The sequence below is a fragment of the Geodermatophilus marinus genome (assembly GCF_003428645.1).
Taxonomy (GTDB): domain Bacteria; phylum Actinomycetota; class Actinomycetes; order Mycobacteriales; family Geodermatophilaceae; genus Geodermatophilus.
This window is the reverse complement of sequence record NZ_QVQH01000026.1, coordinates 24,990-43,330: the sequence shown is the minus strand read 5'-3', so window position 1 is coordinate 43,330 and position 18,341 is coordinate 24,990. Positions and strand designations below refer to the sequence as shown.

18 protein-coding genes are annotated in these 18,341 nt (G+C 76.3%); 13 read left to right on the top strand and 5 right to left on the bottom strand.

All coding sequences use genetic code 11. The features are described from left to right. Window positions 1-35: 35 nt before the first annotated feature. From ku to D0Z06_RS20820, 5 genes are all read left to right on the top strand, one after another. A complete protein-coding gene (gene ku, locus D0Z06_RS20840; protein ID WP_117379463.1) occupies window positions 36-1,130 on the top strand; it encodes a non-homologous end joining protein Ku in 1,095 nt (364 codons plus the stop codon). Window position 1,131: 1 nt separating this feature from the next. Further along, window positions 1,132-2,190, top strand: a complete 1,059-nt coding sequence (gene ligD, locus D0Z06_RS20835) for a non-homologous end-joining DNA ligase (RefSeq protein ID WP_233517856.1) — start codon at window positions 1,132-1,134, stop codon at window positions 2,188-2,190. Between the two features lie 19 nt (window positions 2,191-2,209). Further along, on the top strand, window positions 2,210-3,130 hold the full coding sequence (gene ligD / locus D0Z06_RS20830) for a non-homologous end-joining DNA ligase (protein ID WP_117379462.1): 921 nt from the start codon (window positions 2,210-2,212) through the stop codon (window positions 3,128-3,130). 204 nt (window positions 3,131-3,334) lie between these two features. Further along, window positions 3,335-4,231, top strand: a complete 897-nt coding sequence (gene purU, locus D0Z06_RS20825) for a formyltetrahydrofolate deformylase (RefSeq protein WP_117379461.1) — start codon at window positions 3,335-3,337, stop codon at window positions 4,229-4,231. A gap of 155 nt (window positions 4,232-4,386) precedes the next feature. Then, the gene (locus D0Z06_RS20820) at window positions 4,387-5,691 is read left to right on the top strand and encodes an MFS transporter (protein ID WP_199522454.1); all 1,305 of its coding nucleotides are present in this window, start codon (window positions 4,387-4,389) and stop codon (window positions 5,689-5,691) included. Between the two features lie 45 nt (window positions 5,692-5,736). Here D0Z06_RS20820 and D0Z06_RS20815 read toward each other — a convergent pair whose 3' ends face one another. Both D0Z06_RS20815 and D0Z06_RS20810 read right to left on the bottom strand, forming a co-directional pair. Beyond that, window positions 5,737-6,681, bottom strand: a complete 945-nt coding sequence (locus tag D0Z06_RS20815; RefSeq protein ID WP_117379460.1) for a proteasome assembly chaperone family protein — start codon at window positions 6,679-6,681, stop codon at window positions 5,737-5,739. 67 nt (window positions 6,682-6,748) lie between these two features. Further along, window positions 6,749-8,083, bottom strand: a complete 1,335-nt coding sequence (locus D0Z06_RS20810) for an AI-2E family transporter (protein WP_233517855.1) — start codon at window positions 8,081-8,083, stop codon at window positions 6,749-6,751. Window positions 8,084-8,161: 78 nt separating this feature from the next. On the opposite strand from D0Z06_RS20810, the gene D0Z06_RS20805 reads away from it, so the two are divergent. The 8 genes from D0Z06_RS20805 (at window position 8,162) to fabG (ending at window position 13,626) form a co-directional block, all read left to right on the top strand. Continuing rightward, entirely contained in the window at window positions 8,162-8,629 is a 468-nt protein-coding gene (locus D0Z06_RS20805) for a PPOX class F420-dependent oxidoreductase (protein WP_117379459.1), read from the top strand. Between the two features lie 66 nt (window positions 8,630-8,695). Continuing rightward, window positions 8,696-9,181: a hypothetical protein gene (locus D0Z06_RS20800; protein ID WP_117379458.1), complete on the top strand. Its 486-nt coding sequence runs from the start codon at window positions 8,696-8,698 to the stop codon at window positions 9,179-9,181. Between the two features lie 48 nt (window positions 9,182-9,229). Continuing rightward, complete coding sequence (locus D0Z06_RS20795) at window positions 9,230-9,793, top strand: hypothetical protein (RefSeq protein WP_117379487.1); 564 nt, start codon at window positions 9,230-9,232, stop codon at window positions 9,791-9,793. 37 nt (window positions 9,794-9,830) lie between these two features. Next, the gene (locus D0Z06_RS20790; RefSeq protein ID WP_117379457.1) at window positions 9,831-10,586 is read left to right on the top strand and encodes a dienelactone hydrolase family protein; all 756 of its coding nucleotides are present in this window, start codon (window positions 9,831-9,833) and stop codon (window positions 10,584-10,586) included. Window positions 10,587-10,693: 107 nt separating this feature from the next. Continuing rightward, window positions 10,694-11,986: an AI-2E family transporter gene (locus tag D0Z06_RS20785; protein ID WP_117379456.1), complete on the top strand. Its 1,293-nt coding sequence runs from the start codon at window positions 10,694-10,696 to the stop codon at window positions 11,984-11,986. An 88-nt stretch (window positions 11,987-12,074) separates the two neighbouring features. After that, the gene (locus D0Z06_RS20780) at window positions 12,075-12,338 is read left to right on the top strand and encodes a hypothetical protein (RefSeq protein WP_117379486.1); all 264 of its coding nucleotides are present in this window, start codon (window positions 12,075-12,077) and stop codon (window positions 12,336-12,338) included. A 26-nt stretch (window positions 12,339-12,364) separates the two neighbouring features. Next, window positions 12,365-12,865 carry an AAA family ATPase gene (locus tag D0Z06_RS20775; RefSeq protein ID WP_370453377.1) on the top strand — a complete coding sequence of 167 codons (501 nt, stop codon included), beginning with the start codon at window positions 12,365-12,367 and terminating at the stop codon, window positions 12,863-12,865. Beyond that, window positions 12,862-13,626, top strand: a complete 765-nt coding sequence (gene fabG / locus D0Z06_RS20770; protein WP_117379455.1) for a 3-oxoacyl-ACP reductase FabG — start codon at window positions 12,862-12,864, stop codon at window positions 13,624-13,626. Before D0Z06_RS20775 ends, fabG begins: the two co-directional genes overlap by 4 nt. Before the next feature lie 204 nt (window positions 13,627-13,830). Here the strand turns inward: fabG and D0Z06_RS20765 are convergent, their stop codons facing one another. From D0Z06_RS20765 to D0Z06_RS20755, 3 genes are read right to left on the bottom strand one after another with little or no spacing between them, the layout of a single operon-like run. Next, window positions 13,831-14,988 (bottom strand): cation:proton antiporter, encoded by a 1,158-nt coding sequence (locus D0Z06_RS20765; protein WP_117379454.1) that lies wholly within the window; start codon window positions 14,986-14,988, stop codon window positions 13,831-13,833. Between the two features lie 4 nt (window positions 14,989-14,992). Further along, complete coding sequence (locus D0Z06_RS20760; RefSeq protein WP_117379453.1) at window positions 14,993-15,478, bottom strand: cation:proton antiporter regulatory subunit; 486 nt, start codon at window positions 15,476-15,478, stop codon at window positions 14,993-14,995. Between the two features lie 29 nt (window positions 15,479-15,507). Next, window positions 15,508-18,324: an FAD-binding and (Fe-S)-binding domain-containing protein gene (locus D0Z06_RS20755; RefSeq protein WP_117379452.1), complete on the bottom strand. Its 2,817-nt coding sequence runs from the start codon at window positions 18,322-18,324 to the stop codon at window positions 15,508-15,510. Window positions 18,325-18,341: the final 17 nt, after the last annotated feature.

Genomic DNA, 18,341 nt, shown 5'->3' with positions numbered 1-18,341 from the left:
GCGGCGAGGACGGTGCACCTGGCGAGGAGAGCGGCATGCGGTCGATCTGGCGTGGGGCGGTGTCGTTCGGCCTGGTCAGCATCGGTGTGAAGCTGTACTCCGCCACCGAGGACAAGGACATCCGCTTCAACCAGGTGCACGTCACCGACGGGGGGCGGATCAAGTACAAGCGGGTCTGCTCGATCGACGGCGAGGAGGTCGAGTACCGCGACATCGCTAAGGGCTACGAGCTGCCCGACGGGCAGCTGGTCGTCCTGACCGACGAGGACTTCGACGAGCTGCCGCTGGCCACCCGGCGGGAGATCGAGGTCCTGCAGTTCGTCGACCAGGAGGAGATCGACCCGATCCACTTCGAGAAGACGTACTACCTGGAACCCGACGGCCCGGCGACGCGCCCCTACGTGCTGCTGCGCGACGCCCTGGAGAACGCCGGCCGGGTGGCCATCACGAAGATCGCGCTGCGCCAGCGGGAGTCGCTCGCGGCGCTGCGGGTCCGCGAGGGCGTGCTCGTGCTGCACACGATGCGCTGGCCCGACGAGATCCGCCGTCCCGACTTCGCCTTCCTGGACGAGGACGTCGCGCCCCGGCCGCAGGAGCTGCAGATGGCCGAGGCGCTCATCGGGTCGATGACCGGCGACTTCGACCCCGCCGAGTTCACCGACGACTACCGCGTGGCGATGACCGCCCTGCTGGAGGCCAAGCAGACCGGCGGGGACGTGCAGCCCCTGCCCGAGACCGCCGACTCCGGCGCCGCGGTCGTCGACCTCATGAGCGCCCTGCGCCGCAGCGTCGAGGCGGCCCGCGGCGGCGCCGAGGAGGAGGCGCCGGCCCGGCGGGCCCCCGCCGAGAAGGCCACCGCGGCACGGAAGGCGACGCCCGCCCGGCGGGGCGCGGCGTCCTCGCCGGGGGACGACGAGGCCCCGACGCGGCGCGCGGCGCGCAAGGCCACCGCGGAGAAGGCCACCGCGGAGAAGCCCGCCGCCGAGAAGGCGCCCGCGCGGAAGGCGACGGCGAAGAAGGCCACCGCGGGGAAGACCACGGCGCGGAAGGCGACGGCGCGGAAGGCGACGGCGAAGAAGGCCACCGGCACCGACGAGCAGCCGGCCAAGCGGGCCCGCCGCAGCGCCTGAGGTGCCCGCCCGGACCCGCCGCGGGGACCCGCCCGCCGAGCAGCGCGTGGGGCGGGACCCGGCGCGCACCGCCCGGTCGGTCCCCCCGGCCGGGCGGGCGGTGCCGGCGGCGCCGACGCCGATGCTGGCCACCGCCGGGGAGCTGCCGCCCGCCGCGGAGGACCGGCGCTGGGGCTACGAGTTCAAGTGGGACGGCGTCCGGGCCGTCGCCGTCGTCGCCGACGGGCGACCGGCGCTGTGGGCGCGCAGCGGCACCGAGATCACCGTCCGCTACCCGGAGCTGACCCGGCTCCCGACGGCCCTGAGCGGCCGCGAGGCGGTGCTCGACGGGGAGGTCGTCGCGCTCGACCCCGCCGGCCGGCCGGACTTCGGGGTGCTGCAGGGCCGCATGCACCGCACCGGGCCCGAGGTGGCCCGGATGGCCGCGGCGGCGCCGGTCACCTACCTGGTGTTCGACCTGCTCGCCCTCGATGGGGAGGACCTCACCGAGCGGCCCTACGCCGAGCGGCGGGCACGGCTCGACGGGCTCGCCCCGACCGGGGAGCGGTGGGTGACCACCCCGTGGTTCCGCGGGGGCGGGGCCTCGGTCCTGGCCGCCAGCCGGGAGAACGGGCTGGAGGGCGTCGTCGCCAAGCGGCTGGACTCGCCGTACCGGGCGGGCGTGCGCGGCCCCGACTGGCGGAAGGTGAAGAACCTCCGCACGCAGGCCGTGGTGGTCGGGGGGTGGCGGCCGGGGCAGGGGCGCCGGGCCGGGGGTGTGGGGTCGCTGCTGGTCGGCGTCCACGACGACGCGGGGCGCTTGGTCTACGCCGGGCACGTGGGCACCGGCTTCACCGCGCAGGCGCTGCGCGACATCGGCGGGCTGGTCACCCCACGGCGGACGTCGCCGTTCGCCGACGCCCTGCCGCGGGAGGTGACCCGGGACGCCCGCTGGGTGGAGCCGGAGCTGGTCGGAGAGGTCGCCTTCGCCGTCTGGACCGCCGACGGCCGGATGCGCCACCCGTCCTGGAGGGGGCTGCGGGACGACGTGGCCCCCGAGGACGTGGTCGAGGAGTGGTGAACCGGGTACCGGTGGTCACGTGAGCCGGCAGCTGGTGCGGGTGGAGGGGCGGCAGTTGCACGTCTCGAACCTGGAGAAGGTGCTCTTCCCCGAGGTCTCGTTCACCAAGGCGCAGGTCATCGACTACTACGTGCGCGTCGCCCCGGTCCTGCTGCCGCACCTGTCGGGCCGGCCGGTGACCTTCACCCGCTGGCCGGACGGCGTCGAGGGCCAGGCCTTCTTCGAGAAGAACAGCGCCCGGCACGCGCCGGACTGGGTGCGCCGCGTGCGGATCCCCAGCCCGGGGTCCTCCCGCGGTCGCGAGACCCTCGACATGGTCGTCCTGGAGACCGTCGCCGACCTGGCCTGGGCGGCCAACCTCGCCGCGCTGGAGCTGCACGTCCCGCAGTGGCAGGTGGGCAGCCGCCTGCAGCCCGCGCTGCCCGACCTGCTCGTCCTCGACCTCGACCCCGGGCCGGACGCCGGGCTCCGCGAGTGCTGCGCGGTCGCCGACCGGCTGCGCGGGCGCCTGCTCGACGACGGGCTCGACCCCGTGGTGAAGACCTCCGGCTCCAAGGGGATGCAGGTCTACGCCCCGATCCGGGTGACCGACCGGGAGCACCCGAGCCGCTACGCCAGGGCGCTCGCCCAGGAGCTGTCCGCGCAGACCCCCGACCGGGTGGTGTGGCGCATGGAGAAGGCCCTGCGCCCGGGGAAGGTGCTGGTCGACTGGAGCCAGAACAACCCGGCGAAGACCACGGTGGCCCCGTACTCCATGCGGGCCCGACCGGACGCGACGGTGTCCACGCCGATCGGCTGGGACGAGGTGGAGGCGGTCCTCGACGGCGCCGACCCGGGGCTGCTGCGGTTCCGGACCGAGGAGGTGCTGGCCCGGGTCGAGGAGTACGGCGACCTCTTCGACGTCGCCGGGGCCCGGCGCGCCGTCCTGCCGCCGGCCTGAGGTCCGCGGCCCGAGCGGGTCGTCCGCCCGGTGCATGCCCGCCTGGCTCCCGCCCGCCTCGCTCCCGCACTTCCCGCCGAGCCGCCACCTCGACGACCGCGCCTGCGTCCCTGCGCCGCTGACTGCCGTTCTGACCCGGCGACCGGTGACGGTGCTGCGACCGGTGACAGCACCGCGACCGAGGGTCTGCCATCCTCCCTTCCCGTGTCCGCTCCGCTCCCGCCGAGTCCCCGTCCCCCCGACGCGCGGCTGACCGACGTGGGACGCCTCGTCGTCCGGTGCCCCGACCGGCCGGGCATCGTCGCCGTCCTCTCCCGGCTCCTCGCCGACGTCGGCGCGAACATCACCGACTCGCAGCAGCACTCCTCGGACCCGGTGGGCGGCACGTTCACGCTCCGGCTGGAGTTCGTCCTCGCGGACCTCGCTGCCCGCCGGCACCAGCTCGAGGGGGCGCTGGACCTCCTCGCCCGGCAGTGGGAGATGACCTGGCGGCTGACCGAGGTGGCGCACCGACCTCGGCTGGCGGTGTTCGTCAGCCGGACCGATCACGCGCTGCAGGAGTTGCTGTACCGGGTCCGTGCCGGGGACCTGCAGGCGGAGATCGCCTGCGTCGTCTCCAACCACCCCGACCTCGAGCCGGTGGCCCGCGGCGCCGGGGTCCCCTTCCACCACGTCCCGGTCACGCCCGGCACCAAGCCGGAGGCCGAGCAGCGGGCACTGGAGCTGGTGGGGGACGTCGATCTCGTCGTGCTCGCCCGCTACATGCAGATCGTGTCGGCGGAGTTCTGCGCGCGCTTCCCCGAGCGCCTGATCAACATCCACCACAGCTTCCTGCCGGCCTTCGTCGGCGCGAACCCGTACCAGGCGGCGCACGACCGCGGGGTCAAGCTCATCGGCGCGACCGCGCACTACGTCACCCCGGACCTCGACGCCGGGCCGATCATCGAGCAGGAGGTCGCCCGCGTCGACCACCGCGCGACGGTCGAGGACATGCGCCGGATCGGCCGGTACGTCGAGCGCCAGGTCCTGGCCCAGGCGGTCACCTGGCACGTCGAGGACCGGGTCATCGTCGAGGGTGACCGGACGATCGTCTTCGCCTGACCCGGCACGACCGCGGCGGGCCGCGGGCCGGTCCCGGGTCCCGGCCGGCCACCGTCCGTCCGGTCCGGTCTCCCGGTGGGTGGAAGGGCTGGTTTCGACAGGCGTCCGCTGCGCACCCAGTGTCCCGTCGTACGGACCGGGCACGGGGAGGGGACGTGGGTCGACAGATCGGCACGTCGGCGTCGACGCGGGGGACGGCGGCCCGGGCGGCCGGCTGGGTGGCCCCGCTCTGCTGGATCGCGGTGCTCCTCGACGGTTTCGACCTGGTCGTGGTGGGTGCGGTCCTGCCGACCCTGCAGACCCCGGAGGAGTGGGGGCTGGGGGGCACCGCGTCGACCCTCGTGGTCACGGTCGGGCTCGTCGGCATGATGATCGGCGCCCTGCTCGTCGGGTCGATCACCGACGCGATCGGCCGGCGCCGGGCGCTGATCGGCGCGGTGGCCTCCTTCTCGCTGTTCACCCTGCTCTGCGCGGTCGCGCCGGGCCCGGGCGTCTTCGGGGTGTTCCGCTTCCTCGCCGGGCTCGGCCTCGGCGGCTGCCTGCCCACCGCCATCGCGATGGTCAACGAGTTCACCCGCGCCGGTCGCAGCGGGCGGGCGACGACCACCGTCATGACCGGGTACCACGTCGGTGCGGTGGTGACCGCCGCGCTGGCCATCGTCGTGGTCGAGCCGGTCGGCTGGCGCTGGATGTTCGTCGTCGGCGGCCTGCCCGGCCTGCTGCTGGTGCCGGTCATGCTGCGCCACCTGCCGGAGTCGGCGGCGTTCCTGCTCTCGCAGGGCCGCCGGGAGGAGGCCGAGGACGTCGCCCGCCGCTATCGGCTGGAGGCCCCGCCCGCGCCCCGCCCCCGGCAGGACCCGGTCGCCGGCGGCGCGTCGTTCCGGCTCTCGCTGCTGTTCACCGGCGAGCACCTGCGCAACACCCTGGCCATCGGCGTGACCTCGTTCATGGGCCTGCTGCTGGTCTACGGGCTGAACACCTGGCTGCCCACCATCATGCGCGAGGCCGACTACGAGCTCGGCACGGCGCTCGCCTTCCTGCTCGTGCTCAACGTCGGTGCGATAGCCGGTCTGCTCGTCGCCGGCGCCGTGGCCGACCGCGTCGGCGCCCGGCGGGCCGGGATCGCGTGGTTCGCCGGGGGTGCGCTGTTCCTCGCGCTGCTGTCCGTGCGGCTGCCTACGGTGGGCCTCTACGCCCTCGTCCTCCTCACCGGGTGCTTCGTGTTCAGCGCGCAGGTGCTGGTCTACGCCTTCGTCAGCGCCAACAACCCGCCGCAGCTGCGGGCGACCGCGCTGGGCTGGTCGGCGGGGGCCGGGCGGGTCGGCGCCATCGTGGGCCCCGTGCTCACCGGCGCCCTGTACGCGGCCGGCCTGGCCTTCCCCTGGGGCTTCTACGTCTTCGCCGGCGTCGGGGTGCTCGGCGCCCTCGGCATCAGCCTGGCGCGCGCCGTCCGGACCTGAGCCGACCCACCCCGGCGGCCGGGGTCGGTCGCCCGGCGGCCGGGGTCAGTCGCCGCGGCGGTCCTGCTCGGCCAGGAAGCGCTCGAACTCCGCGCCGATCTCCTCGCCGCTGGGGACCTCCCCGAGGTCGCTGAGCAGGTCGCTGCCCTCGCGCGCGGCGGCGAACTGGTCGTACTGCTGCTCCAGCGCCGCCACCACGGACGTGTTCTCCGGCGAGCGGGCGATCTGCTCGTCGACCTCGGTCCGGTGGGTCTCGGCGGCCTCCTGCAGGGCCTCGGTCGGCAGGATCAGCCCGGTCAGCCGGCCGAGGTGCTCGAGCAGCGTCAGCGAGGCGGCGGGGAAGGTCGCCTGCGCCAGGTAGTGCGGGACGTGCGCCGCGACGCCGAGGGCGTCGACCCCGGCCTCGCCCAGGCGCAGCTCCAGGAGCGCCGCCACGCTGCCGGGGATGCGCACCTCGCCCCAGTAGACCGGGTAGGACTCGATGAGGGCACGCCGCGTGGCGTGCGCGGTCACGGTCACCGGGCGGGTGTGGGGGACCGGCATCGGGATGGCCTGGAGGGCCACCACGCGGGTCACGCCCAGCCGCTGGACCGCCGCGGTCACCGCGGCGACGAACGCCTCCCAGGCGAAGTCGGGTTCGGCGCCGTGCAGCAGCAGGAAGGTCTCGCCGGCGTCGTCCTCCACCGCGTGCAGCAGGATCTCCGGGGCGGTGTAGGACTCGTAGTGGTCGCCGTCGAAGGTCATCCGCGGCCGGTGGGCGCGGTAGTCGACCAGGCTGTCGGCGTCGAAGCGGGCGATCACCCGCGACGGCAGCGAGGCCAGCAGGTGCGAGCCGGCCAGCGCACCGGCGTGGGCGGCGTCGAACTCCCCGGCGAGGTCGTGGACCAGCACCAGCCCGCGCCGCTCGCCGGGGGAGCCGGCGGCCTCGCGGCCCAGCAGCGGCTCGGCCTCGGGCAGGAACTCCACGAGGTCCTCCGGGTGGTGGCGCACGGCTCCTCCTCCGTCGTGTCCTGCACGGACAAGCCCCCGGGCGCGCGCGGCATTCCCGGCCCCGGGGTCAGCCCCGCTCGGGGGCGCCGCCGTCGCCGCCGTCCCCCACCGGGTCGTGCACCACGCGGGCGTGCTCCTCGTCGCCGGTGACCCGCGGCCGGTCGCCGTCCTCGGTGACCTCGGGCGAGCGACCGTCGAGCTCGTCGCGCACGTACCGGTAGACGACCGCGATGAGCGCCGCCACGGGCACGCCGAGGAAGGCGCCGATGATCCCGGCCAGGCTGGCCCCCGCGGTCACCGCCAGGATGACCACGGCGGGGTGCAGGTTGAACCCGCGCCCCTGGATGACCGGTTGCAGGACGTTGCCCTCGATCTGCTGCACGAGGATGACGATGCCGAGCACGATGAGCGCCGTCGTCCACCCGTTGCTGACCAGCGCGATCAGCACGGCGAACCCGCCGGCGACGAAGGCACCGATGATCGGGATGAAGGCGCCGAAGAACGTCAGCACCGCCAGCGGCAGCACCAGCGGGACGCCGAGGATCCACAACCCCAGCCCGATGAAGAAGGCGTCGACGAAGCCGACCAGCGCCTGCTGCTTGATGAACTCCGACAGCGTGGTCCAGGTCTTGTAGGACAGCGCGGCCACGTGCGGGGCGGCCTTCGGGCCGGTCTGCGCCGAGAGCCACGGCGTCCAGCGCGGGCCGTCCTTGATGAAGAAGAACGCCAGCACCAGGGCGAGGACCAGGTTGATCAGCCCGTTCCCGATCGCCGAGGCGCCGGTGACCGCGGCGCCGGCGATGCTCTGGGCGTTGGCCTGGACCGAGTTGATGGCCTGGTCGACGTACTGGCCGATCTGGTCCTGCCCGAGGTTGAACGGCGGGCCCTGCAGCCACTCCTGGATGTCCTCCAGCGCGGCGGTGGCGGCGTCGGCGAGCTCCTGGCCCTGGTCGACCACCGACGGGGCGATCCAGGCGATCAGCCCGCCGATGGCGGCGAGGAAGCCCAGCAGGACGACGACCGCCGCGAGCGCCGGCGGGCAGCGGTGCTTGCGCAGGAAGCGGGCCGGCGGCCACAGGACCGTCGCGAACAGCAGGCCGAGCACGATCGGCAGCAGGATGACCCACAACCGCCCGGCCACCCAGCCGAGCACGACGACCGCGGCCACGATGAGCAGCAGCTGGGCGCTGATCACGGCCAGCGACCGGACGGCGGCGCGCAGCCGGGGCCCGCGGCCCTCGGCCGGCGCCGGAGTCCGGGCCTCGGCGCGGCCCGGGTCGCGCGCCGCGTCCCGCGATGCCGCCTCCTGCGCCGCCTCGTCCCCGGGGGAGGCGTCGCGGCGGTCGTGGGGGACGTCGGCCCGGGCGGACCGGCCGGAGCGGAGCCTCATGCGATCGATCACGACACGAGCATGTACCCGCGACCGGGTCCGGAAACGATCTCCCGGGCGCGTCGCGCCGTCGGGCCATACCGTCGGGCCATGCCGAAGACCGCCACCGCCGACCGGGTCGACCGCGCCGCCCTCGAGGACTTCCTGCGCCCCCGCCACCGGGCGCTCCTGGTCACCCGCCGCTCCGACGGGTCCCCGCAGCTGTCCCCGGTGACGTGCGGCCTGGACGGGCAGGGGCGCGTGGTCGTCTCGACGTACCCGTCGCGGGCCAAGGTGGTCAACGCCCGCCGGGACCCCGCCGTCTCCCTGTGCGTCCTCTCCGACGACTGGGACGGCCCGTGGGTGCAGGTCGACGGCCGGGCGGAGGTCCTGGACCTGCCGGAGGCCCTCGAGCCGCTGGTCGACTACTTCCGCGCCATCAGCGGCGAGCACCCCGACTGGGACGAGTACCGGGCGGCCATGACCCGGCAGGGCAAGTCGCTGCTGCGCGTGACCGTCGAGCGGTGGGGGCCCGTGGCCACCGGCGGCTTCCCGCCCGAGGTGGCCGCCGCGACGTGACCCGCCGCCGGCGGCGCTCCGGCCCGGCTCCCGGGTCGCGGGCGTGCCGGGTGCCAGGCTCTCCCCGTGCCGTTCGTGGTGGCCGTGCTGGGCACCGTCGACGGGCCGGACCCCGCCGTCCCGCCCGTTCTCGACGGGTCCGAGGCGGTGGTCGACGCGGTCCTGCGGCTCGTCCGCCGCCCCGGCCGGACCGTGGGGGTCGGGGCGGGGCCCGCCGGTGCGGGACCCGGCGCCGCGGCGCCGGCCGCCCGGCGCGCGCTGGAGGCCGCCCGCCGGCGGCCGGCCCGGCTGGCGGTCCGCGGGGCCGACCCGGCCGAGGCAGCCGATGCGCAGGCCGTCCTCACCGCCCTGGCGGGGCTGGTGCAGCGGCGCAGCGCCCAGGCGTGGGAGGCGATCGAGCTCGTGTGCGCCGGGCGGACGCAGGCGAGGGCGGCCGCGGCCCTCGGCATCTCCCGGCAGGCGGTCGGCCAGCGGCTCCTGGCCGCCCAGTGGGAGGTCGAGCGCGACCTGCGGCGCACCGCCGCCCGGCTGCTCGACCGGGCGGCGGGCTGAGCCGGACCGGTCGAGCGCGGTGATCCCCGGGCGGCGAGAATGGGTGCGATGTCCCGCTCACCGGAGGTGGCCGTGCCCGAGACCAGCACGGGTCTGCGCAACGCCGACCTGCTCACCGTCTACCTCAACGACCACCTCGCGGCCAGCGTCGGCGGCATCGAGCTGGTCGGCCGGATGATCGGCGTGCACCGGGGCAGCGCCTACGAGGCCCCGCTGGAGCAGCTGCGCCGGGAGCTGCACGAGGAGAACGAGGAGCTCGAGCGGGTCATCTCCGCTCTCGGGCTGCCGGTGCAGCACATCAAGAAGGTGCTGCTCTGGACGGCGGAGAAGGTCAGCCGGGTCAAGCCCAACGGGCGCTGGGTGACCCGCTCGCCGCTGTCGGACCTGGTCGAGTTCGAGTTCCTCGCCTCGGCGGTGCGGGCCAAGCGGAGCGGTTTCGAGACGCTGCGCGAGGTGGCCGCCGTCGACGACCGGGTCGCCGCGGAGGTCGTCGACGGCCTCATCGAGCAGGCCAACCGCCAGCACGCGTGGCTGACGGAGGCGCGGCGCGAGGTGGCCGCCCGCATCTTCGGCGGCGACCCCGACGCCCCGGACGCCGCGGCCGACCGCTGACGCGCGGTCCGGGGGGCGCACCGGTAGAACCGGTCCCATGTGCCACGACCCCGACAGCCGCCCCCCGGCGCCGCCCCGCTCCGGGCCGGTCGGCGAGCGCGGCCTGCTCACGCTGACCGCCGCTGACGGCACCGAGGTCGCCGCCGCCCTGGCCGCCCCCTCCGGGACGGCCTCGGTCGGCGTGGTGCTGCTCCCCGACGTCCGCGGCCTGCACCCCTACTACGTCGCCCTCGCCGAGCGCTTCGCCGAGGCGGGTCTGCCGGCCGTCGCGGTCGACTGGTTCGGTCGCACCGCGGGCGTGCCGGAGGCCGGGACCAGGGGGCCGGACTTCGACTGGCAGGAGCACGTGCCCCGCGTGACCGCCGCGGGCGTCGACTCCGACGTCACCGCCGCGATCGCGCACCTGCGCGGGCGCGACCGGCCCGACCTGCCCGTCGTGGTCGTCGGGTTCTGCTTCGGCGGCAGCCACGCCTGGCGGCTCTCCGGCGGGGACGTCGACCTCGCCGCCTGCGTCGGCTTCTACGGCCGGCCCGCCCTGGTCGGGGACGTCGTCGCCACCCGGCCCACGCTCCTGGTCGTGGCCGGGGCCGACGCCGCCACCCCGGTCGAGGACCAGCTCGAGCTCGCCGGGCGGTTGCGCACCGGCGGTGCCGAGGTGGAGACCGCCGTGTACGACGGCGCCCCGCACTCCTTCTTCGACCGGGCCCACGGCGACTGGGCCGAGGCCTGCGCGGACGTGTGGCGCCGGGTGCTCGCCCTCACCGACCGGGTGGCCGCCGACCGGGGCGCGTGACCGCGGTGACCGCGCTGCCACGCCGCACGGGCCGCACGGGGCGCTGAACCGCTGCCCGCGGAGGGTGTCAGGCTGTCCTGGGACACGGGGCCCGGGGGAGGTCGGAGATGGTGGTGCAGCAGGGACGGCGGGGCGGCGCCGGGCAGCCGGCGCCGACCGGGGGCGGGGACGCCGGGGAGGCCGCGGCCCCCGCCGCGCCGGACGCCGAGCCGCAGGCGGGCGCCCCGGCGCCCGGCGTCCTGCCCCAGGCGCCCCAGGCACCCGAGGGGCTCCTGCCGCGCTGGCTGCTCCTGCTCGTCGGTGGGGCGACCGCCACGATCGCGATCGCGGGCGTCCGGTCCATCGCCTGGCTGGTCGGCCCGGTGCTGGTGGCCCTCGTCGTGGTCATCGCCCTCATGCCCGTGCAGCGCGTCCTGGAGCGGCTGGGCTGGCCGCGGTGGGCCGGCGCCACCGTCCTGCTCGTGCTGGTGTGGGCGGTGCTCCTGGCCTTCGTGGCCCTCCTCGTGGTGTCCATCGCGCAGTTCGCCGCGCTGCTGCCCGACTACGCCGGCCAGGCCGAGGTGCTGCTGGCCGAGGTGGTCACCGACCTCAACGACCGGGGCATCGTCTCCGGGCAGCTCTCCGACCTCGTCGCCGACTTCGACTACGGGCAGCTGGTCGGCGTCGCGACCGGCCTGCTCACCCGGGTCACCGACGCGGCGACCACGCTGGTGCTCCTGCTGTCGGCCCTGGTGTTCCTGGCCATCGAGTCCGGCGGCTGGGGACGGCGGCTGGCGCTGGTGGCCGCGGAGCGCCCGCACCTGCCGATCGCGCTGGGGCTGTTCTCCCGGGGCACCCGCAGCTACCTGCTGGTGAGCACGGTCTTCGGCGCGATCGTGGCGGTGTTCGACGCGATCGCCCTGGCCGTCATCGGCATCCCGCTGCCGATCGTGTGGGGGCTGCTGGCCTTCATCACCAACTACGTGCCCAACATCGGGTTCGTGCTCGGCCTGGTGCCGCCGGCCATCCTCGGCCTGCTCTCCGGCGGGTGGACCGAGTTCTGGGTCGTCGTCGCGGTCTACGCGCTGCTCAACTTCGTCGTCCAGACGCTCGTCCAGCCGCGGTTCGTGGGTGACTCGGTCGGGTTGTCGATGACGGTCACCTTCGTCGCGCTGCTGTTCTGGGGCTGGGTGCTCGGGGCGCTCGGGGCGCTGCTCGCCATCCCGCTGACCCTGCTCGTCAAGGCCCTGCTCGTCGACGTCGACCCCCGGGGCCACTGGCTCGACGCGCTGCTGCGGGAGGAGCCCCGCGCGCCGCGGACCAGCCGGGCCCGGCAGCGCGCCGACCGCCGCCGCGCGGCGCTGGCCTCGGTCCGCGCGCTGCACGTCCCGCGGCCGCACCGGCGCCACCACGAGGACTGAACGCGCAGGTCAGCGCGGAATGTCGGACCCCTGGAGGACGTTGTCCCCAGGCCGGGCGCCCGCCCGGCAGGATCCCCCGGAGGTGGAGATGAAGGGCGATCGAGTCGAGGTCGTGATCGACGCCGGCGGCAGCACCCGGACCTACGAGATCGAGGCCACCCGGGCCGGCCGCCGGGTGGACGTGACCCACGGCCGCGGCCTGGTCGAGGTCACCGAGACCACCCGCGGCGGCACCCCCGTCCGCTCGGCCCGGTTCATGGCCGGCCGCGTCCTGGCGCTGGTCGAGCACCCCGCGCCGCGGCCCGGTGCGGACGACGACACGGAGGTGACCCCGCTGCGGAGGTCGGCGTAGCCGGCGGGCCGGCCGCGGAGCTGGTCGTGGTGGCCGGGCTCCAGGGCAGCGGGAAGCCGACCTGGGTGCGCGAGCGGCTCGCCGCGACGCACGCGGTCGTGAGCAAGGACCACGGGCCCGACGCCCGGCGCCGGGTGGTCGCCGAGCTGCTCGCCGCCGGCCGCAGCGTGGTCGTCGACACCACGAACCCGACCCCGGCCGAGCGGGCCCCGCTCGTAACGGCGGCCCGCGCCGCGGGCGTCGCCGTCCGCGCGGTGTGGCTGGCCACGCCGCCGGCCACCTGCGCCGCCCGCAACGACGCCCGCACCGGTCGCGCGCGGGTGCCGCCAGGCGGGCTTCCGGGGCACCGCGCGGCGGTTCGTGCCGCCCCCGGCCGGGGAGGGCTTCGACGGGGTCGACGTGGTGCCGCCGGGCCCTCCCGAGGCCGGCCCGGCGGGTCGGGCTACCGGCCGGTAGGTGCCGCGGGGGCCCGCCGTACCGTGTCGGGGACGCCGGACGGCGCAACCGACGAGAGAGGGACCCCATGACCGAGGCAACCAGCACCCGCGTGGCGATCGTCACCGGAGCCGCCCGCGGGATCGGCGCGGCGACGGCCGTGCGACTGGCCCAGGACGGCTTCGCCGTCGGCGTGCTCGACCTGGAGGAGTCGGCCGGCAAGGAGACCGTGTCGGCGATCGAGTCCGCCGGCGGGCGCGCCCTGGCCGTCGGTGCCGACGTCAGCGACGCCGAGCAGGTCGAGGCGGCGGTCGACCGCGTCGCCGCCGAGCTCGGCGCCCCGACCGTGCTGGTCAACAACGCGGGCGTCACCCGCGACAACATGCTGTTCAAGATGACCGAGGTCGACTGGGACGTGGTCATGAACGTGCACCTGCGGGGTGCCTTCCTCATGACCCGCGCGGTGCAGAAGCACATGATCGAGGCCAAGTGGGGCCGGGTCGTCAACCTCTCCAGCGTCTCGGCGCTCGGCAACCGCGGCCAGGCCAACTACTCGACCGCCAAGGCCGGGCTGCAGGGCTTCACCAAGACCCTGGCCATCGAGCTGGGCAAGTTCGGCGTCACCGCCAACGCCATCGCCCCGGGCTTCATCCAGACCGAGATGACCAAGGCGACCGCCGACCGGATGGGCATCCCGTTCGAGGACTTCATCAAGGGCGCCGCCGCGCAGATCCCCGTGCAGCGGGTCGGCCAGCCCGAGGACATCGCCCACCTGGTGTCGTTCCTGGTGAGCGAGGGCGCCGGGTTCGTCTCCGGGCAGGTCGTCTACGCCGCGGGCGGCCCGCGCGCCTGAGCGCGGCTGCCCACGGGGCCCGGCCGGGAGCACCCGGCCGGGCCCCGCGGTGCGTCCGGAGGCCCTTCAGCGGGCTCCGGGCTCACCGTTGCCGGAGGAAGCACCCCTGCCCTCCCCACCCCTCGCTCCGCTCGGGGCGGTGCCCTGGACGGGGCCGCGGTCAGCCAGGACCGGCAACGACCGGGTCACCTGATCATCGAGGGGTCAGCGGGGCAGGGCCGGGCGCAGGCCGCGCGGCTCGGCGAAGCGGGTCAGCACCGGGCCCAGCACGGCCAGCAGGAGCACGTAGCCGGTGGCCACCGGGCCCAGCTCGGGGATGCCGGCGGCGACCGCCAGCCCGGCGATGACGATGGAGAACTCGCCGCGGGCCACCAGCGCCGTGCCCGCGCGCAGGCGGCCCGGGACGCCGACACCGTCCCGGCGGGCGGCGAACCACCCGGTGGCCACCTTGGTCGCCGCGGTGACCACGCCCAGCAGCACGACGGCGGGCAGCACCGGCAGCACCTCCCCGGGATCGGTGGTCAGCCCGAAGGCCACGAAGAAGGTGGCGGCGAAGAGGTTGCGCAGCGGCCCCAGGATGGCCCGGGCGCGGTCGGCGAAGGACTCCGGGAGGGCCAGCCCGACGAGGAAGGCCCCGACCGCGGCCGAGGCCCCCAGCGCCTGCGCCAGGCCGGCCACCAGCAGGGTCAGCCCGACCAGCCGCAGCATCACCTGCTCGTCGTCGGGGTGGGCCATCAGCCGGCCGAGCCGGTGCCCGTGCCGCTGGGCGGCCAGGATCACCACGACGACGGCCCCGAGGGCCAGCCCGATGCCCCCGGCGGCCGCGGCCGGGCCGGCGCCGGCGAGGGCCACCACCAGCAGCGGCAGGAACAGCGCCATCGCGAGGTCCTCGAGCACCAGCACCGACAGCACCGCCGGCGTCTCCCGGTTGGCCAGCCGGCCCAGGTCGCCGAGCAGCCGGGCGATGATCCCCGACGAGGAGATGTAGGTGACGCCGGCCAGCGCCAGCGCCCCCTCCCAGGGCAGCCCGAGCAGCAGCCCGGCGACGAAGCCGGGCGGTGCGTTGAGCAGCAGGTCGACCAACCCCGAGGGGCCGTGGCGGCGCAGCGAGCCGAACAGCTCGTCGGGGGAGAACTCCAGGCCCAGCGCCAGGAGCAGCAGGACGACGCCGATCTCGGCGGCCGCCTCGATGAACGGCTGGGCCGTGGTCAGCGGGACCAGGCCGCCGTCGCCCAGTGCCAGGGCGGCGAGCAGCACGAACGGGACGGGCGAGAGCTGCACCCGGCGGGCGAGCAGGCCGAGCAGGGCGAGCCCGAGGAAGAGCAGGCCCAGTTCCAGCAGGAGGGCGGCGACGTGCTCCACCGGCTCAGGCCGGCCGGGCCAGCCGGTGCTCGAGCTGCTCCAACCCGGACTCCGAGCCGATGGCGACCAGCACGTCCCCTGGCTGCAGCAGGTCGCCGGGACCGGGGGAGGGGACGACGTCGGTGTCGCGGACGATGGCCACGATCGAGCAGCCGGTGAGGGTCCGGGCCCGTGTGTCGCCCAACGGCCGCCCGGCGAAGGCCGAGCCCGGGCGGATCGGGAAGCGCCCGGACTCCAGCCCGGGCACCTCCTTGGAGAGGTCGGCGAAGCGCTGGGTCAGCCGTGGCGCGCCGAGCACCTCGGCCACCGCGTCGGCCTCCTCGGGCTCCAGGCGTACCACCCCGAGCGCGCGGTCGGGGTCGCGGCGGTCGTAGACGGCGGCCTCCGCCCCGCCGTCGCGCTGGACGACGATGGCCAGCACCTGGCCCGCCCGCGTCTGCAGCTCGTAGCGGACGCCGACGCCGGGCAGCAGGGTCTCCTCGAGCTCCACGCCCGCATCGTCGCAGACCCCGGTGCCGTTCAGGCCCGGCCGGCGAGCAGCTGGGCGAGGTGCAGGGAGGTGCGGCCGGCCAGCTGGTCGAGCTGGGTACGGCAGGAGAACCCGTCGGCCAGGACGACGGCGTCCGGGCCGGCCTCGGCGACGGCGGGCAGCAGCTGCTGGCCGGCGATGGCGACCGACACGTCGTGGTGGCCCCGCTCGACCCCCCAGTTCCCCGCCAGCCCGCAGCAGCCGCCCACCCGGCGCAGCGCGGCGCCGGCGTCGCGCAGCAGCCGCTCGTCGGCCGCCCAGCCCAGCACGGCGTGGTGGTGGCAGTGCGGCTGGGCCACCACCTCCAGCCCGGCGAGGGACGGCGGTGTCCAGCCCGGGTTGTCGCGCAGCAGCTCGGCCAGCGTCCGGGTGGCGCGCGCGACCGCCTCGGCGGCCTCCCCGCCGACGAGCTCGCGGGCCTCGTGCCGCAGCACCGCGGTGCAGGAGGGCTCCAGGCCGACCACCGGCACCCCGGCCGCGGCCAGGGGGCCGAGCAGCTCCACGGTGCGGGTCAGCGTGCGGCGGGCGGCGTCGAGCTGCCCGGTGGTGATCCAGGTCAGCCCGCAGCAGGTGTCGGCCGGCGGCACCTGCACCCGGTAGCCGGCCCGCTCCAGCACGGTGACGGCGGCCTCGGCCACCTCCGGGGCGAAGTGGTCGGTGAAGGAGTCCACCCACAGCGCCACCGGGGCCCCGGTCGCGGGCCCCGGGCCGCGGTCGGCCCACCGGGCGCGGAAGGTCCGGCCGGCGAAGGCGGGCAGGTCGCGGCGCTGGTCCACGCCCGCCCCCCACCTGGCCAACCGGCCGCCGAGCCGGGAGGCCATCACCGCGTTGACCAGCCGGGGCGCCCGCGCAGCGAGGTCGGCCCAGCGGGGCAGCCGGCCCAGCGTGTAGTGCGCGCGCGGGCGCAGCCGCCGCCGGTAGGCCTGGTGCAGGACCTCGGCCTTGTACGTCGCCATGTCCACGCCGGTCGGGCAGTCCCGGGAGCAGCCCTTGCAGGACAGGCACAGGTCCAGCGCCGCGTGCACCTCGGGGGAGCGCCAGTCGCGCACCGGGCCGCCGGGGGCGAGCATCTCCTGCAGCACCCGGGCCCGGCCGCGGGTGGTGTCCTTCTCCTCCCGGGTGGCCGGCCACGACGGGCACATGACCCCGCCGGCCGCGGGCAGGTCGGCCCGGCACTTCCCGACCCCGGTGCAGCGGTGCAGCGCGGTGGAGAGGTCGCCGCCGTCGTGCCGGTAGGCGAAGGCCAGGCCGGCGCTGCGGCGGGGGGCGTCGGCCACCCGGATGTCGGCGTCCACCGGGGCGGGCCGGACCAGCACCCCCGGGTTGAGCACGTCGTCGGGGTCGAACAGCCCCTTGACGCGGGCGAAGAGGTCCAGCGCCGCGGGGGAGTACATGTGGCCGAGCAGCTCGCTGCGGGCCCGGCCGTCCCCGTGCTCCCCGGACATGGACCCGCCGTGCCGGGCGACCAGCGCGGCGGCGTCGGTGACGAAGGCCCGGTAGGCGCCGCGGCCGCGGTCGGGGCCCGCGCCGAGGGGGAAGTCGATGCGGACGTGCACGCAGCCGTCCCCGAAGTGGCCGTAGGGGACGCCCTGCAGGCCGTGCTCGTCGAGCAGCGCCTCGAACCCGCGCAGGTAGTCCCCGAGCCCCTCGACCGGCACGGCGGCGTCCTCCCACCCGGCGTGCGCCGGGCGCCCGTCGGGCGTGCGGGCGGCCAGCCCGGCGCCGTCCTCGCGGATCCGCCAGATCGCCGCCGCCTCGGCCGGGTCGGTCACCACGAGGGAGTCGAGCGCGGCCGCGTCGGCCAGCACCCGGCGGGCGCGGTCCTCGACCTCGGCGGCGGTCCCCCCGGTGACCTCGACGACCAGCCACCCCCCGCCGCGGGGCAGCTCGGGCACCACGGCCGCCGGGACGTCGCGCAGCCGCTGCACGATCCGCTGGTCGAGCCCCTCCACGGCCGTGGGCTCGTGCCGCAGCAGCGCCGGCGTGGCGTCGGCGGCGTCGGCCATCGTCGGGTAGCCGAGCACGACCAGCCCCCGGAACGGCGCGTCGGCGACCAGCCGGACGGTGGCCCGCCGCACCAGCGCCAGCGTCCCCTCGCTGCCCACCAGGGCGCGGGCGAGGTCGGCCCCGCGCTCGGGCAGCAGGTGCTCCAGGCCGTAGCCGGAGACCTGCCGGCCGAAGCGGCCCAGCTCGGTGCGGACGAGGGCCAGGTCGCCGTCGACCAGCCGCCGCAGCCGGCCGGCCACGCCGTCCCCGCCGGCGGGCCCGCCGTCGAGGACCAGCCCCTCCCCGGTGCCGGTGACGACGTCGAGGCCCACCACGTTGTCCGACGTCCGGCCGTAGCCCAGCGCCCGCGAGCCGCAGGCGTTGTTGCCGATCATCCCGCCGACGGTGCACCGGTTGGCGGTGCTCGGGTCGGGGCCGAAGCGCAGCCCGTGCGGGCGGGCCGCCGCCTGCAGCGCCGCCTGCACCACGCCCGGGTCGACGGTCGCGGTCCGGGCCTCCGCGTCGATGCCGTGCACGCGGGCGAGGTACCGGCTGGTGTCGAGCACGACCCCGGGGCCCACCGCGTTGCCGGCGATGGAGGTGCCGGCGCCCCGGGCGGTGAGGGGGACGCCGAGCTCCCGGCACACCGCGAGGGTCGCGTCGATCTCGTCGGCGTGCCGGGGGCGGACCACCGCGCGGGGCAGCACCCGGTACAGCGAGCCGTCGGAGGAGTAGAGCGCCCGGGCCAGGCCGGAGGCATCGGCGTCGGCCACCCCCGCCCGGTCCAGCGCGGCGAGCAGGTCGGCGTCGGTCGCGGTCACCCCGCCAGTCTCACCCC

What these genes read in the sequence shown, in the direction of transcription:
- ku (WP_117379463.1), top strand. Translation starts at nt 36, where the DNA reads ATGCGGTCGATCTGGCGTGGGGCGGTGTCGTTCGGCCTGGTCAGCATC.
- D0Z06_RS20790 (WP_117379457.1), top strand. Translation starts at nt 9,831, where the DNA reads ATGTGCCACGACCCCGACAGCCGCCCCCCGGCGCCGCCCCGCTCCGGG.
- D0Z06_RS20785 (WP_117379456.1), top strand. Translation starts at nt 10,694, where the DNA reads ATGGTGGTGCAGCAGGGACGGCGGGGCGGCGCCGGGCAGCCGGCGCCG.
- D0Z06_RS20805 (WP_117379459.1), top strand. Translation starts at nt 8,162, where the DNA reads ATGCCGAAGACCGCCACCGCCGACCGGGTCGACCGCGCCGCCCTCGAG.
- D0Z06_RS20795 (WP_117379487.1), top strand. Translation starts at nt 9,230, where the DNA reads ATGTCCCGCTCACCGGAGGTGGCCGTGCCCGAGACCAGCACGGGTCTG.
- fabG (WP_117379455.1), top strand. Translation starts at nt 12,862, where the DNA reads ATGACCGAGGCAACCAGCACCCGCGTGGCGATCGTCACCGGAGCCGCC.
- D0Z06_RS20780 (WP_117379486.1), top strand. Translation starts at nt 12,075, where the DNA reads ATGAAGGGCGATCGAGTCGAGGTCGTGATCGACGCCGGCGGCAGCACC.